General features: G+C 33.8%; 14 protein-coding genes. 5 read left to right on the top strand and 9 right to left on the bottom strand.

The window, feature by feature from the left end; genetic code table 11:
- Nucleotides 1-126: 126 nt before the first annotated feature.
- On the top strand, nucleotides 127-2526 hold the full coding sequence (locus ACRBBL_RS11805) for a DUF5916 domain-containing protein (protein ID WP_431369258.1): 2400 nt from the start codon (nucleotides 127-129) through the stop codon (nucleotides 2524-2526).
- A 9-nt stretch (nucleotides 2527-2535) separates the two neighbouring features.
- Here the strand turns inward: ACRBBL_RS11805 and ACRBBL_RS11800 are convergent, their stop codons facing one another.
- The 9 genes from ACRBBL_RS11800 to ACRBBL_RS11760 all read right to left on the bottom strand — a co-directional run bounded on the left by ACRBBL_RS11800 (nucleotide 2536) and on the right by ACRBBL_RS11760 (nucleotide 10613).
- Nucleotides 2536-3768: a tetratricopeptide repeat protein gene (locus ACRBBL_RS11800; RefSeq protein ID WP_431369257.1), complete on the bottom strand. Its 1233-nt coding sequence runs from the start codon at nucleotides 3766-3768 to the stop codon at nucleotides 2536-2538.
- A gap of 130 nt (nucleotides 3769-3898) precedes the next feature.
- Complete coding sequence (locus tag ACRBBL_RS11795; protein ID WP_431369256.1) at nucleotides 3899-4837, bottom strand: DUF3078 domain-containing protein; 939 nt, start codon at nucleotides 4835-4837, stop codon at nucleotides 3899-3901.
- A 246-nt stretch (nucleotides 4838-5083) separates the two neighbouring features.
- Nucleotides 5084-6007 (bottom strand): DUF3078 domain-containing protein, encoded by a 924-nt coding sequence (locus tag ACRBBL_RS11790; RefSeq protein WP_431369255.1) that lies wholly within the window; start codon nucleotides 6005-6007, stop codon nucleotides 5084-5086.
- Between the two features lie 196 nt (nucleotides 6008-6203).
- On the bottom strand, nucleotides 6204-6719 hold the full coding sequence (locus ACRBBL_RS11785) for a DUF2480 family protein (protein WP_431369254.1): 516 nt from the start codon (nucleotides 6717-6719) through the stop codon (nucleotides 6204-6206).
- Nucleotides 6720-6723: 4 nt separating this feature from the next.
- Nucleotides 6724-7050 (bottom strand): iron-sulfur cluster assembly protein, encoded by a 327-nt coding sequence (locus ACRBBL_RS11780; RefSeq protein WP_431369253.1) that lies wholly within the window; start codon nucleotides 7048-7050, stop codon nucleotides 6724-6726.
- A 1-nt stretch (nucleotide 7051) separates the two neighbouring features.
- Nucleotides 7052-7474 carry a SufE family protein gene (locus tag ACRBBL_RS11775; RefSeq protein ID WP_431369252.1) on the bottom strand — a complete coding sequence of 141 codons (423 nt, stop codon included), beginning with the start codon at nucleotides 7472-7474 and terminating at the stop codon, nucleotides 7052-7054.
- Between the two features lie 51 nt (nucleotides 7475-7525).
- Nucleotides 7526-7984, bottom strand: coding sequence for a hypothetical protein (locus tag ACRBBL_RS11770; protein ID WP_431369251.1), 459 nt, complete (start codon nucleotides 7982-7984; stop codon nucleotides 7526-7528).
- A 93-nt stretch (nucleotides 7985-8077) separates the two neighbouring features.
- Nucleotides 8078-9133 carry a zinc metalloprotease gene (locus ACRBBL_RS11765; protein WP_431369250.1) on the bottom strand — a complete coding sequence of 352 codons (1056 nt, stop codon included), beginning with the start codon at nucleotides 9131-9133 and terminating at the stop codon, nucleotides 8078-8080.
- A gap of 268 nt (nucleotides 9134-9401) precedes the next feature.
- Nucleotides 9402-10613, bottom strand: coding sequence for an aminotransferase class V-fold PLP-dependent enzyme (locus ACRBBL_RS11760; RefSeq protein WP_431369249.1), 1212 nt, complete (start codon nucleotides 10611-10613; stop codon nucleotides 9402-9404).
- Nucleotides 10614-10876: 263 nt separating this feature from the next.
- Here ACRBBL_RS11760 and ACRBBL_RS11755 point away from each other — a divergent pair, with 263 nt between their 5' ends.
- The 4 genes from ACRBBL_RS11755 to ACRBBL_RS11740 all read left to right on the top strand — a co-directional run bounded on the left by ACRBBL_RS11755 (nucleotide 10877) and on the right by ACRBBL_RS11740 (nucleotide 16769).
- The gene (locus ACRBBL_RS11755; RefSeq protein WP_431369248.1) at nucleotides 10877-13360 is read left to right on the top strand and encodes an O-antigen ligase family protein; all 2484 of its coding nucleotides are present in this window, start codon (nucleotides 10877-10879) and stop codon (nucleotides 13358-13360) included.
- A 382-nt stretch (nucleotides 13361-13742) separates the two neighbouring features.
- The gene (locus ACRBBL_RS11750) at nucleotides 13743-14321 is read left to right on the top strand and encodes a DUF4255 domain-containing protein (protein WP_431369247.1); all 579 of its coding nucleotides are present in this window, start codon (nucleotides 13743-13745) and stop codon (nucleotides 14319-14321) included.
- Complete coding sequence (locus ACRBBL_RS11745) at nucleotides 14318-15136, top strand: hypothetical protein (protein ID WP_431369246.1); 819 nt, start codon at nucleotides 14318-14320, stop codon at nucleotides 15134-15136. Before ACRBBL_RS11750 ends, ACRBBL_RS11745 begins: the two co-directional genes overlap by 4 nt.
- Before the next feature lie 52 nt (nucleotides 15137-15188).
- Nucleotides 15189-16769: a phage tail sheath family protein gene (locus ACRBBL_RS11740; RefSeq protein ID WP_431369245.1), complete on the top strand. Its 1581-nt coding sequence runs from the start codon at nucleotides 15189-15191 to the stop codon at nucleotides 16767-16769.
- Nucleotides 16770-16813 lie beyond the last annotated feature (44 nt).

Raw genomic sequence — 16813 nt, 5'->3', positions numbered from 1 at the left:
CACATTTGCAGCATCAATCAACGAACAAACGACCAAATGAAATGAGCTATAACAATCAGTTGCTACCAATCAAAATAATTGCACGCGAATTCTATTTGACCTAAACCCAAAAATAAAAACGACCAAATGAAACATATTACTATTTTTTATTGCTGCTTGCTATTTAGCATAACATTATACGCGCAAAAATCAGTTCAAATTCATAAAGTTTCTTCATCAGTTACTATAGATGGTATTGCAGATGAAACCGATTGGAAACAGCATATAATAGCTGGAAATTTTACACAAACACGACCTGATAATGGAAAACCATCTACACGAAAAACTGAAATTGCAGTGTTGTATGATGACAGTTATTTATATGTGTTGGGAATTATGCATGTCAATGATAAAACTGAAATTAACAAACAATTAAGCGCACGTGATAATACAGGAAATGCAGATGTTTTTGCTTTACAGATTGATCCTTTTGGCGAAACGCGAGAAGGCTACGATTTTACCGTCACTGCCGCAAATGTGCAAACCGATTTAAAACTGAGTCAAAATAATAGTTACGACAACTTTAATGTGGTTTGGGAAAGCGCTGTACAATTGTATGATGACAAATGGATTGTTGAATTTAAAATTCCGTTCAATAGCATTCGATTTCCAAAAGAAGCGATGCACAATTTTAAAATCAATTTTCAACGTGTTTCTACAAAATTGAATGAAGAATCGTATTGGAGTCCTATAAAACCTGAAGTTGATGGTTTTTTAAATCAATTTGGGCGTTTGGAAGGTTTGCCAAAAATTACACCGCCGTTAAATTTATCATTATTGCCTTTTGTTTCTGTCGTGAACGAGAAAAGTCCTGATGGTACAAGCAACACAAACTTTAATGGCGGATTGGATGTAAAATATGTACACGACAATTCGTATACTATAGATGCTTCTCTCATTCCAGATTTTAGTCAAGCGTTGTCTGACAATCAAATTTTTAACTTATCGCCGTTTGAAGTACGTTTCAATGAAAACAGGCAATTTTTTATTGAAGGAACCGAGATTTTTGACAAAGGTGGTTATTTGTATACACGTAGAATTGGTGGTGTTCCCATCAATAAAAACAATATTTCATTGGGTGAAAACGAAGAAATTACCAACAATCCAATTGCTTCAAACATCATCAATCTTGTGAAGATCACAGGGAAATCGTCCAAAGGTTTTTCAATCGGAGTGTTAAACGGAGTTACGGCAAAAAGTGAAGCTACGATTTACAATACGGAAACCAACGAGTTTCGAAACGAACAGACAAATCCGTTTACCAATTATAATGCTTTAGTACTCGATCAAACCTTAAAAAACAATTCATCCATCACCTTTTTAAACAATTCCGTTTGGCGAAGTGGAAAAGACTATGACAGTAATTTTTCAGCTTTATTATTTCGTGGATATACTAAAAACAGAACCTATTCTTTGTCTGTGAAAAAAGCAGTTTCTCAGAAGTATTTTTCCGATCAAAAAAACGAATTCGGGCATCAATATTACGCGTATGCATCAAAAGTAAGTGGAAATTGGACAGGTGGAATTTCGGCGAATTTGTACGATGAAAAATTTGATAATAACGACTTCGGATTTCTTTCTAGAAACAATCAGTTTTCGCTTCGTGCAAATCTAAATTACCAAAATAACAATCCTAAAAAATGGTTCAATCAGTATTCTGTAGGAATCGATCATTCGCAGCAATATTATTATAGTTTGTTTGAAAAAGAATTCGCGTATTATAAGCTTTTAGGCGATGCTACTTTAAAAAATAACAGCGTGTTTTTTGGCTCATTTGCGTTTATAGAAAAGCGCCAAGATTTTTTTGAACCACGTACCAAAGACCGTCACTTTAACAAACCAGCGCAGTTAGAATCGTTTTTGGAATACCAAACCAATCGGAATAAGAATTTTTCTTTTGCAGGCTATGTTGTGTATGTGAGTTCGTTGAATTCAAAAATATTTTCAGATGAATTTATTGCTGGCTACGGATTGCGCGCCCAGTTAGGACAACATGTTTCCTTATATTTTAGTCAAGATATAGTGAATGTTGCAAGCAATGCAGGTTTTGTAACTCGTGAAAATGATGATTTGATTTTTGGAAAACGAAGCCTTAAAGAATTGACCAATACTTTTGAAGCGAGTTACGCTGTTTATTCCAAATTAAGCATGAATTTGCGTGTGCGTCATTATTGGATTCAAGTTGATTATGACGATCAGTTTTCACTGAATAACCAAGGGAATTTAGAACGCAATAATTATACAATTGATCCAAATGATTTTGACGATAATTTCAATTCATTTACGGTTGATTATACCGCAAGATGGCAATTTGCACCTGCAAGCGAATTGAGTTTTAATTATAAGTTGGGTGCAAATTTATTTAACAATCAAATCAGTTCGAGTTATGGAACCAATTTGAAAAATACGTTGCAACAAGATAATAGCAATACCATTTCGTTGAAAATGACGTATTTTTTGGATTTTAATCAGTTGCGAAAATTGTAACTAGAAGTATCAGTTGTTAAAAAACTTTCTGCATTGTTGTATAAACTCTAAAACGTCTTTGTCTCGATAAGGAAATGCATCTTCATCAATATATGTATCGATTAGGTTCATGAGTTTTTTGGGCGTTTCCTTATCCATTTTTTCAAAAAGATCATTCATTTCATATACGCACATGATTCGAAAAAAATATACCATATTTACTTCTTCATCATTATTAATATTGACATATTTTGTCATTTTAACCATTTTGATCAACGACTCCTCCGAAACTTTAAATGCTTCTTTATCTGCTTTTGTAATAGCTAATTTATCAAGAACCAATCCTTGCGCAAGGGAATCTTCTAAACTCAAGCTTCCTTCTTTATTAAATCCTATGGTAAAATAGATATCTCTTTGGAATTTGTTCTGTTTTAAGAAGCTTAACAAAATTCTATTTCCACGTAAAAGATACTCTCCATAGCTAGGTTTAAGAATCCACGAAAAATCACCAATTGTAATTTCCTTATCAGTCCACTCAAGATAATTAATCGTTTGAAGTTCTTCTGATGACATTCCGAAATCGATACTTTTTCTATCCAAAAGATACTCAGGGTACCATGTTGAATTTAACAGCTCAACATCAATGACTGTGACATCGTTTCGTATGTTTTCAACGGTTTGTAAAAAATACAGTGAATATGTTGGGATATCACCTGAAGAGAGCAATACGGCATCTTTACTACAGGTTAGCAATCTTTCTTTGTTTAATTGAAGTGTATATGTATTAAATCCGCCTCTTTTTTTAGCTTCTTTGAACGCCCATATTGCAGAATCTTTTTTTTGTTCATACAAATACTTTATTGCTAGAGAACCCCATTCTGCTGCTATTTTATCATAAGGATTAAGTCCTATGATTTCCCCAGAGTATTTAGGTGTCAATTTTATAATTTCCTCAAATTGCTCACTTGCTTTCATCACAAGATCGAGATTTGTATGAATCATGTCGTTAGCGTCATAAGAGTTTTTTTGACCATAAGCATATCCTAAAAAATACCTTGCTTCCGTATTTTCTGGGTTCTCCTCCACCTTTGCTTCTATGTCTTTGACAAATTTTGAATAATCAATTTTGTCATACTCTTCTTTGGTAAGACTTCCAATACGTTTATATTCTTTTTTTATTCTATTGTCTAATTCTTGATCCGTTGTTTGGCCATAAATATTTGTGATAAAAAGCGCAATTAAAACAACTAATATCTGTTTCATTAATGTTGTTGTTTTTAAATTCTAAATTAATTTTAATAATGATAAGAATTTAGGTTTTTGTTAAAGATATTGATTTCCGTCTGTGTAAGAAAGTGAAAATTTAAAAAAGATAATACGCCATTTTATGTGATTAAAACCCATAATTCACACCCAAACCAAGTACTTCACGTGTTTGAAATCCTCGGAAGGCATTATCGTCGTAAATGGTTTGAAAGTTGATGTTTGTAGTTAGGTATTTATTGATTGTCATGACTACATTTACATTGTAATCAATGTCTACATTTTCAGGCTTTTCCAAGTAATTGGAATATACATTTAGAATGTTTTCTAAAACAATATTTTTAAGCAATGTAAATTTGTAATAACCAGAAGCGTACATGCCCAATTCGTAACGAATGCTTTCGTTTTCCGCAACTCCAAAATATTCTTCATTTGGTAATGTGAAGTCTTTATCTACAATCGTGACTTTAGAAGTTCCCGGTGCAATATTAAATTTGAGATCGTCCTTCTTTTTCCATAAAACTCCAGGTCCAAACGAAAGGTATGCTGGCGAGAAAGTATTGGTATGTTCCATTCTAATTTCCTTTCCGTTTTCGTCAGTATCATAACGAAATCCTTTGGTAATTTGTGTCTTAAAGTTTAAAAAACCTGAGTAAAACCAATAGTTTTCTCCTTTTTTACCAATTACCGAGTTTAACTCAAAACGATCGTCCGTTTTTCGGGTAAACTCACTGTTTTTAGTTTGCGTTAAACCATAAGCAACTACTATTCTGCTGTCCCAATCCCAGTTTTCTCGGTGGTAATTTAAATCGTAATTAAAACCTAAAGTACCCGAAATACTGTTTTCTCCACCAGCTGCCCAATTGGAAAAAGCTGCTTGATTAAAAAGAAAAGATACATTTCCTTTAGATCGCCAACCTTTTGGGATCGTATCTTTTACAGTAGCAATTGGTTTCTGTATAGCGACTGATTTTTGTATAGCAGCTTTTATAGCTGTTGGTTTTTGTAATTCTTGCGCTTTAGCTGTAAATCCTATCAACAGGAAACAAAGAGATAGCAGGTGTTTCATTTTATATCACAAATAAGTTGGCAAAAATAAAAAGTATACATCTTCAAGACAAGTTCTAAACTCTAAAAATTAAATAATATTGAGATATTTTAAAACGTCATAACGAACAAATTGAAGCTATCTGCAAGGCTAAAAACAGATTGCCGCGTCATTCTTCCTCGCAATGACATTTCTAAATCAAAATACCTGAAACAAAAAAAAGCGTCTCCATTAGGAAACGCTTTTGTATAGTATAAAAGGTAGTTTTTAAAAGTTGTAGCTTAATCCAACTGTCCAGTATGATTGTAATTTATTGTCAACATTGTCAAACGTTGTTCCTACGTTTCCGTTGGCAAGGTTGAAGTTTACTGCTTCTTGCTTGTTTTGTCTTAAACCAAAGTCAAAACCAACTCCAATCATTTTCCACAATGTGTAGCTAAATGAGTTTGTCCATGTCCAGTTTGAGTAATCACTACTTTTGTAGCTTTGGAACATTGATAAGTTTGTTTTGAAGTTAATTGCACCAATACTTCTTGTATAATCTGCAACGATTTTTGCACCTAAAGAAGATTCGAATACTGTATCATTATCACTAAATACAAAGTTGTAGTTTAATGGGTGAATTACTACGATTAAGTTTGTAATTGGTGTCCAAGTAGCACCAACACCCAAGTCTAAATATCCAGGATCGTTAAAGTTGCTTAAAATCGTAGTTCTGTATTCTGCCAATCCAGAAATTGCGAACTTCTCACTTAATTTACGTCCGTATAAAGAGCTAATGTTAAATACATCTGTAGCTTCTCTAAACTTATCGCTATCTGTTGGATCGTCTGTATTATCAAGCTTTACCCAAGATAAGTTTACATTTGCGCTGTTGTTCCAGAAAAATTTCTCTTGATTTAAGTTTGCAAAAGCATTTACTGTAAATCCGATGTTTCCTGAAGCGTTGTTAGGAATTCCTTGTGCATACCAATTACTGAATTCTGAAATGCTTCCACCAATAGTTCCGAAAGCTCCTTTTCTCCATCCTGGAAGTGCATCAATTTGTGCTTGAATAGCATTTGCTTCTCCTTGTAAAGCATCAGCAGCAGCTTGTTTTTCTGCTTTTTGAGCTTTTAATTCTTCTTTCGTTTGCGCATTCATAGAACTCATTCCTAAACATAATGCGATGGCAAATACGATTTTTTTCATTTGTTTATTTTTATTAGGTTAAGTTGTCGTTTATAATTCGCACGCGTTCATATCGGTTATTAATACTGTATTGTAATGCGTATTATATGACAGTTGTTTTTTATTTTTTGCGATGGCAAATATACTTTTTGCCTATCAGTTCACAAAAATATTGCAAAATATTTAAATCATTAACAATCAGCTAATTAAATATTATTTAGGAGAGTTTCTTTTTTTTGTAAAGTGGAACTGACGAACACGCTTCGCCATACATAATGCTTCTAGCAACACCTTGTAGTTTGTTAATCATCATCGTGTAAGCATTGTCTGGTATAGGTTTGTTGGCACAACCTTTTATAATAACAGGTTTGTCTTGATAGTCAGAAACGTCTAAATTGTTGATGATATCTTGGTAAAGAGAGGTTTCTAAATTCTCTAAGGTGCCAATTATTACTTTTTCGACAAAAGGTGCCAAATGTACGCTCACCAACATATATGCCCATGCAGGGATAATAGCGTCCGTACTACAACAAAGCGCTATGTACTGTCCTTGGTGTTGCGACCAATCATATTCGGCAACATATTTACGGAATTCTTTTTCGCGAAGAATTAAGCCTTCCATAAGCCAACCAGAAATATCAAAAAGTGTACGTTCACCTGAAGGATAGTAATCTTCCAGATTGAATGTAATTAATTTGCTTTGTGCAACTCTATTGATAATTTCGTCTGCCATTGTTTTATAGTAAACCTAATTCTAATTTTGCTTCTTCACTCATCAAATCTTTGTCCCAAGGCGGTTCAAATGTAATTTCGACAATAGCACTATTCACTTCTTTAAGCGATTTTACTTTTTCTTCTATTTCTAGCGGAAGCGTTTCTGCTACAGGACAATTTGGCGATGTTAAGGTCATTAAGATTTTTACATCTGAGTTTTCATTTACAAAAACATCATATATTAATCCTAGTTCGTAAATGTCTACAGGAATTTCTGGATCGTAGATGGTTTTTAAAACTCTAACTATTTTTTCGCCTAAAGCGTCTGTATCTATGGTGATTTCTGACATTTTAATTTAATTGTGTTTGATACGCAATTGCGTATAACTTTAGTTGTTTAATCATGCTTACCAATCCGTTGGCTCTTGTTGGTGACAAATGCTCTTTTAAGCCTATTTCATCAATAAAATCAGTATTAGCATTAATGATAGCAGCAGGTTGTTGGTTTGAAAATGCACGAATTAAGATCGCAATAATTCCTTTCGTGATAATGGCATCACTATCAGCCGTAAATACCAATTTATCATCTTGCATTTCACCATGAACCCAAACTCTACTTTGACAACCTTTAATTATGTTTTCGTCTTTTTTCAAGCTTTCATCAATTAAAGGAAGTGATTTTCCAAGATCAATCATGTATTCGTAGCGCTGCATCCAATCATCAAACATGCTGAATTCGTCTACTATATCGGCCTGTATTTCTTGTATCGTCATTTCTTCTTCTTTTACACGATTGTTTATTTAGACGCAAAAATACAACAACTATTACGGTTTATCAACTGCTTTTGCCATTGCTAGTATTTTTGAGACAATTGCCATTAGTTCTTTGGGCGGATTTCCATGATCAAAAGAATTTAAAGATACTTCAGTATCCTTATATTTTATTGTTAAAACAGCATGTGGTGCGCCATCATGTAAACGTTTTGAGGATGGTGCTTTGAGTGTTTTTAACTTTTCGGCATCAACTTTTTTCAAAAGAGCTACGATTTCATTCCAGTCTTCTTCACTGCAATCATACGTATTGTATTGTTTTTTATTTACATCTTTTGTCGTCTTTAGAGCAATTTTTGACACTTGTACTTCTTCATAAAAGCCTCTTGACATTGCTTCATAGGTTACAATAATATCATCTTCAGCAGTTTTTATAGCTTTCTTTTTCGTCTCTTCATCATTACAACCATTCGTAAATAATGTGAGAGAGAATAATACAAATAGGTATTTCATAACTAGTCTTTTTAATTCTGTGACATAATGATACAAAAAAAGACGCCAATTATGGCGTCTTTTCTATATTAAATTTAGCACTTTATATGTGAATTAGTTCACTAAACTTTCTCTTGCTCCACCTGGTATTAACACACCACGCATTCTGCTTTTTTGTCCATCAGTAAACATGTTCATACAAGCATCATCTGTATAATCCATATAGTTCATAGTCATGTCCGTAGAACGACAGTGAGTTGTTGGAAATGATGGGCATCCGTAGTTTGGTCTGTCTGAAGTTGGAGTGTCAGAAACAAAATCATCTCTGTTACATCTTCCGTCTCCCCAAATGTGACGTAAGTTTAAGTAGTGTCCAACTTCGTGAGTTGTTGTTCTTCCTCCGTCAAATGGAGCAGCAACATATCCAGTTGTTCCAAAATATTGTGGAGACATCACAACACCATCAGTAGCAGAGTTTCCTCCTGGGAATTGTGCATATCCTAAGATTCCTCCTCCAATGTTACACACCCACATGTTTAAGTGAGTAGATGGTGTTACTGGTGGATATGATCCTTTTACAGCATCATTAGTTCCCCAAGAAGTTCTAGAGTTTGAATGTCTAAATACTCCCGCTAATGTAAATTGAATTTCTGTATCAGCAGCTACACCTGCAAAAGTAGAAGGTGTTTGGTTCGCATCATTATTTGCTCTTCTAAAATCGTCATTTAAAACTGCCATTTGCGAATTGATTTGCGCATCGCTAATGTTCTCGTTATTGTTGCTATATACTACATGTATGTATACAGGAATTGATACAACGCCTAAGTTGTCAGTTGGAGGTGGAGTTCCGCCGCCACCGCCGCCGCCGTTTCCGCCGCCGCCATTACCATTACCATTACCATTTCCTGGTTTTTTAGCGATTGATCTTTCTCTGTACTTTTTCTCAATATCATACATTCTGCTATATAAATCAGCATCTTTGTCAAGTTGTGCATTTAGTTTTTGCATTGTAAAACATCCACCAGCTGCTTTTTCAGTGTTTTCTGTGTATAAATAGAAATCACTCATATCTGCTCCTTGCTCTTCTACGTTTGTGTTTGCAGTTTGGTCATCACTACAAGACACCATAATTGTCGCAAGCGCAATCATGCTTAGAAAAATTTTCTTCATAATTTTCTTATTAAGTTTTATTCGGGTTAATGCGGCAAATATATCTATAATTGTGAATTATTTAACAAAACTGCTAATTTTTTAGATGAAATGAAATTATTTAAGCATTTTGTTACATATATAACAATTTGTAATTGTTTTTTTACAAGTGAAGAACAATAGCTTTATCGGTGAAATACATAGGTGTATTTTCAAATTCAAACAAAAAAAAAGAATCGACCAATGGATCGATTCTGTAGATTAATGGTTATTTATGTGTGTTTATATGTTACAAAAGCATCATTTTTGCTTTTTTGACTGCTTCAATAAACGTGTCAATTTCTTCTTTGGTATTGTAAAAAGAAAAAGATGCTCTCACGGTTCCAGGAATTTTGTAGAAATCCATAATTGGTTGTGCACAGTGATGTCCTGTACGAACAGCAATTCCAAGTTTATCTACTATAGTTCCAATATCATACGGATGAACATTTTCTATGTTAAATGAAATTACCGCAGTTTTTGCGCCTGTTCCATAAATAGTTATATCGCCAATAGCCAATAATTTTTCGGTAGCATATTCCAACAATTCATTTTCATAAGCTGCAATTGCCTCAAAACCTATGTCATTCATATAATCTAGTGCAGCTCCAAAAGCAATGACGCCGCAAATATTTGGTGTTCCAGCTTCAAATTTGTGTGGCAAGCCTGCATACGTTGTTTTTTCAAACGTTACTTGATCTATCATTTCTCCGCCACCTCTATAAGGAGGCAATTTGTTCAACCATTCTTCTTTTCCATACAGTAAACCAACACCTGTTGGACCACAAATTTTATGTGCAGAAGCTACATAAAAATCTACATCCAACGCTTGCACGTCTGCTTTGATATGTGGAGAAGCTTGCGCACCATCAATTAAGACAGCTGCACCAACTTCATGTGCTTTTTTAATGATAAATTCTATTGGATTGATAACTCCTAATGCATTTGACACATGATTACAAAAAACCAATTTCGTATGCTCGTTCAACAAAGACGCATACGCTTCCATGTCTAATTGTCCGCTTTCAAACATCGGAATCACTTTTAAAACTGCGCCAGTATGTTCGCATAACATTTGCCAAGGCACAATATTAGAATGATGTTCTAAGGCAGATACAATAATTTCATCTCCTTTCTTTAATAAGGAAGAAAAACCATTTGCTACCAAATTGATGCTATCTGTTGTTCCAGAAGTAAGAATCATTTCATGCGGTTTTGCCGCATTAAAATGTTGTTGAATTTTTATACGCGCTTCTTCATACGCGTCTGTTGCTTCCTGACTTAACGTATGCACACCTCGATGTATGTTTGCATTGTAATTCGTATAATAATCTACAATGCAATCAATTACTTGTTGTGGCGTTTGCGAAGTTGCCGCGTTATCGAAATATATTAAGGGTTTTCCGTTTACTTCTCTATTGAGAATTGGGAAGTCTTTTCGTATCTTTTGAATATCTAACATGCGTTCATTTTCTAACCGTACAAAGGTACTAACTATTCTTATAATGTATTGTCACTTTTTACTAGAAATCAGTTGTAATTGTAACAGCAATCAACTCTCTTTTATGCATTTAATCGGGTTTCTATGATTCTTTAGAAAAACAATTTATCAGATTTCAAGATTTTTCTCGTAATTTGTTCAGCTAGCGACATTATTGTAGTCGGTGATATTCATTTGACTTACAATTTGAAAATTAGTATTTTTCTTGACGTAAAATTGAAGCAATGCCAAAAAACCAACCTAAAAAGAATACCATTTCCCAAAAAAGTCAATTGCCAAATCAGCTCATCATTGCACATATTTTTTTACTGTTGTATTCAGTATCATGTCTTGTTCCGCTGTTTAATGCTATGGATTACGACGCACCACAATGGTTATATATGTCGTTATTGAATATAATTTCATTGATTTTTATATTTAAAAACAACTCATTTTTTCAAGCATTCAATCTAGAAAAAAAAGCCAAACTCTATATGGGCTTATTAACTGGATTTTTCACAATAGGTTGCTTATCCATGATTACAGCAATTAATGTGAGTGAAAGTTTGGTGCATTTATCACGTTTTGTCAATATTGTTGTTGCCTTCTTTTGTGTATTTACTTTCGTTAAGAAAGATCCAAAACTATTTTTCAACTTTGCCTGTAAAGTTTCTATTTTTATAGTATCCTTTTATGGCTTTCGTGCTATTGAGTACTTCTTTGGATACTCAGACATGATACGATCACTTGAGTTTGTAAATGGTCTTCGAAGCGGATTTTCGAGCATTAATATCTATACAGCATTTCTTGTAATTCAATTGCCATTACTTATTTATGGTTTTCTTTATTTTACTAAAATTTGGAAATATGCTTCAGGAGTTGCAGCGTTAATAGGTATAATAGCCTTATTATTTGTTGGTTCAAGAACTGCAATGCTTTCTTTATCATTTATATTTTTAAGCTCCTTAGGTTTTTTACTATTTGGAATCATAAAGAAGAAAGATGCTGTAAGTATTAAAAAAGAAACTATCATTTTAGCAATTACACCACTTTTAGCTATTTTTTTAGTGTTGAATGTGAATAGAGTTGACAAAGGTTCTATGAATTCATTGAGTGATATTTTAAACCCTAAAAACCTTGATTTTTATAAAGGAAGAAGCCTTGCTCAAAACACTGTTTCTACTAAAGAAAAAATGATGCCTATCAATGTTACTGTTAAAAAGAAATCGAACCTAAGTTCAGGACGTTTTTCATTATGGGCATTGGCATTTCGCAACTTTAAGAAAAGTCCAGTTTTAGGTGTTGGTTACGGAAATTATAAAGCTGTTGGAAAAAGAGAGCATTACCAAAATTTTTCGAATAATAAAGGAGCTTTTGCCAATCCGAGACGTGCGCACAATGATTTCTTGGAAAAACTAGCAGAAACAGGAATTTTTGGATTTTTATTCTATGTTGCGTTATTTGTAATGCCATTGCTATGGTTTATTGGATTGATGCGAAAAGAAAAAGAATACGAAATTAAATGGATGTATTTTGCTATTTTTCTGGTGTCAGCTGCTTATACCTTAGATGCTCTTTTAAACTTTCCGCTAGAGCGACCGCCAGTTCAGTTTTATTTTATTTTAATGGTAAGTTTTATTATCGCTTTCGCTGGAAAGGAAAAAAAGAAAGAAGCTGCAGTGCAAAACAAGAAGTTAACTTATGCAGCATTTGGTGCGCTGTTTTTATTCAGTCTTGCAAGTACGGCTTCTAATTATGCAATATTAAGCGCTTATCAATTGCAACGAAATCTTCGAACCGATTTAATGGGGAAAACTCTTTTTACTGATCAGAAACTTCGAAATGATTTTGAAAATGTAAAACAACAATGGACAAACTATCCACAGTTAAGTTATGTGGGCACGGTAAATAATGTGTTTTTGGCAAACTATGCTATTAAAGCTAAAAGGTATGATGAGGCTTTAGAGATTTTAGATAAGTCAAAATCATATAATACAGATGCTTTATTAGTAAAGGCTTTTAAGGCTGAAATTTATCTTAATGTGAAAGATAATATAGATAGTGCAAAGTACTACTCTGAACAAGTTTTCGATATTTACCCAGCATTTAAAACCAACTATTATATGCTGAAAAAAATCTATGCAAAACAAAGAGATACTGCTAGTTTAATACGTGCAATGCATCGCTATTCAAAATACAATCCAAGAGATTTGAATGAATGGAAAACCAAAGCAAATACTATTTATGAGTTTACCAAAGACAGCGATTTAATGTTGAAAGTACTAGATACAGGAATTGCATACAACACCTATAGTGAAAAGTTAATTGATGCAAAAAAGGAAGTTTTAGGCAAACTAAATTTTAAATCGTTTTTAAGCAAAAAAGAAGTAAAAGCGAAACATCAAGAAGCGTATGATTTCTTTGCAAAGCAACAATATGGGAAAGCAAGAATCGTGTTTGAAGAAATTTTAAAAACGAATCCAAGAGATTTTCTATCCATTCAAAACATTGGTATTATTGATTTGGTGAATAAAAACTATGAAGCAGCCATTAAAAACTTAGCACGCGTTATTAAGGCACGCGCATTTAAAGATGGAAAAGCAGAATACAGTCGTGGATATTGTTATGAGCAATTAGGTCAACTTGAAAAAGCAAAAGAAGATTACCGTGCTAGTAGAGCCAAAAAATATCCTCAAGCCATGGCACTTGCACCATCTAAATATGAATAGGATAATTAAATAGTACTGACATTAACCGTATTCTATTTTTATAAAAGAAGTTATTTCATAGCAACATTTAAGAGTCAATATCACATACCTTTTAGTCAAATTTAAGCGTAGAAAAAGCTTAATTCTCAATATTTCCATATCTTAACAACAGGAAGTATTGCTGACCACTTCATGCCAAAAATTTAAAATTACGTACATGGTAAACTGTGCGCGATACACAGTATATGTATACGCAAGTTTCCATTTGTCTACGTTTTGTCTACGGAAAATTTCGTACACGTACAAAATGTGCATAAATGGTATACGCTTACTTCACTAAAAACATTCATTCTATTATTAATTTTAGCATGTTACAAGCTAGCTAACCAAACCATTTACCAACATGATTGAAAAAGCACTTCAATTTACAGAGAAAGCACTCAACCAATATGTCAAAAAGAAATTTGGCTTGGATGAGGACATCGTTATCATCAATCCTATTATTGATCAAAACGGAGTTGTACCCGCAAAAAACCAAAACAAAATTATCATTTCATTGATTCACGTTGAACAAGAAACTACAAAACAATTCTACAACAGAAATCAAAAACTAGACAATGGCAACTTTGTAAGAACACCTCTTGGACATCGGTATAATTTATTCACACTGATTACTCCAAATTTTGACGATTATATAGAAGCCTTAAAGTTTTTAGATGCTTCTATTCAGTTTTTTCAAATAAACGAAATGATTGACGCTACCAAAAATGCAGAAATTCCTCCCGAAATAGGAAAATTGGAATATGAGTTTCAAAAAGGAGAAAATTATATGCAAATGCAAAATCTATGGACAGCACTTGGCGCAAAATATCAACCATCTATCATTTATAAAGTTCGATTGGTAACAATTACTTCTGATGAAGTAGAAGGGTTTGATACAGGTATTATTAGCATTAATACAAACGCAGATGAAAAACCATGAGCACAACGTATACATCTTTATGTAAAGTAACCATATCGCACTCATATTATGCGTCAAACATTTGTGAGTGTATGATATATGATGCAAGTACTGAAACAAAAAGTGTATTTACTAAGTATGGACTTGTGTTGCGAAAAACCCAAAGTGGATTTGAATTGTACAGCGCAACCAATCAATCTATTGAAACGTACCTCAACTATATTACACAAGTTTCTGGGCAAACAGCTTTTGAGTTTCTTGGAATGACTACCGATCAAAATTTTTACAACTTCACCAACATTCCTATCAATGAACTTGGCGTACTAACGTACATAAGTGATCAAACCGTAAATGATGCTTCAAGCACTAGCATTCAACTCAAAGAAACGTTTGTAGAAGCAGCTTCTACTCAAAATGCACTCAGCATTACTATAAAATTTGAAGACATTATTCGTTTGCAAAAAACAAACAATCCTATTGAATATAGTATCCAATTACAAGCACGTGAAACACAGTGGATTTATTACATCATTAACAACACCAATCAAGAATACAATCAGCTCGAAATCGAAAGTACAGACGAAACTATTCAGTTTACCAAAACAGCTGAAATTACCTTACAAAATGGCGATAAAGCATTGCCTTTTTCATCACAAACAACCAAAATTCCATTAAAAAATGAAGTAACCTACACATTCAATTTAATCAACACAAAAAAAAACATTGCAGGCGAACGAAAGGAAATCGTAATGAAAGGATTGCCTATTCCTAACCCTAAAAATTTACAAATACAAGACGACCATACAATAGCATCGTTGATATATGTATATATCTAGCATGCCTTATTAAATAATTATAAAAATTAACACGAACTAATAACTATGTTTTATGAATTTATCAACCATTAAATCTCCAGGGGTTTATATCAATGAAATAAATGGTTTCGGAAACTCGGTTGTCCCAGTGGCTACTGCCGTTCCTGCTTTCATTGGATATACACCGCAAGCCATGTACGAAGGGAAATCGTATACGAATGTGCCAACAAAAATTACATCTTTTTCAGATTTTCAGGCAATTTTTATGCTGCCAAATCCAGCAGCACCGGCAGATCCAGCAAAACAGTACAGTCCGCAATACTATCTAGTAGCAGAAAAAAGTCAACCCGAAAAAGGTGACTATATGCTCATAGATGGTACGTACTACTCTATTGTACCAGATCCAAACACTGTGTACTATTTATACAATAGCATTCGTTTATTCTACGAAAATGGTGGAGGAGACGCATATATTGTATCTGTTGGAGGTTACGGAGCCGGATCGGGAGCAGGTATGACACCAGGCGACCAAATTGTAAATCCGAATGTACAATTAAACGATCTTGCAAACGGATTGGCATTATTAAAAAACGAACAAGAACCAACCATGTATATCTGTCCAGAAGCAACTTTACTTTCTGTGGCAAACAATGGAACTTTAATGCAGGAAATGCTATTACAAGCAGAAGAAATGCAAACTGCAGTAGCCATTTTTGATATTATTGGAGGAAGAAATCCAGATCCAGTAATGTGGATGGATGATATTACAGCATTCCGTGACAACACAGGAGCTAACGGATTAAACTACGGAACTGCATATTATCCATTCGTTGGAACAACAATTATGCAGACATCCGACATTGATTATACCAACCTTTTTGGAGGAGATATCAAACAGTTAGAACCTTTATTAAGTCCAGCTGACAATCCAAATCAAACGGTAGAAACGATTATTGGAAACATTGAAAATCCTTCGGGAACACCGTTAACGGTAAGTCAATACAACAATTCACTAATTACAGCAAGTAAAACTTATAGCTCTATTATCAATCATGTATTGAGTGATGCAAATATGTTACCGCCGAGTGGTGGAATGGCTGGAGTAATTACGGTAACTGACAATGAAGTTGGTCCGTGGCAAGCGCCTGCAAATACGTCTATGGTTGGTGCAGCATCATTACCAATAAAACTATCAGAATCACAACAAGGAGGCTTAAACGTAGATGCCGTTTCTGGAAAATCGATCAACGCGATTCGTTTTTTCAACGGACTTGGAATCTTAATTTGGGGTGCACGAACTTTAGATGGAAACAGTTTAGACTGGCGTTACCTATCGGTACGAAGAACGATGAATTTCTTAGAGCAATCGTGTAAACTTGCAGCGCAAGCCTATGTATTTGCACCGAATGATAAAAATACGTGGGAAGGCGTAAAATCTATGATTGGAAGCTTCTTAACTGGTATTTGGAAACAAGGAGGATTGCAAGGAGCAACAGCAGCAGCAGCTTTTTCTGTTGAATGCGGATTGGGAAGTACTATGACTTCAGACGATATTTTAAACGGATTTATGAATGTAACTGTTAAAGTTGCAGTAGTTCGTCCGGCAGAATTTATTGTACTGACATTCCAACAACAACAAGCGACTTCTAGCTAATAAATGGTATAACCTAGAATTGCAACAGTTAATCTTATAAAAAA

The organism is Kordia sp. (assembly GCF_050633145.1).
GTDB lineage: Bacteria > Bacteroidota > Bacteroidia > Flavobacteriales > Flavobacteriaceae > Kordia.
Note: the sequence above shows the minus strand (reverse complement) of the source record. Positions and strands in the feature narration are given on the sequence as shown.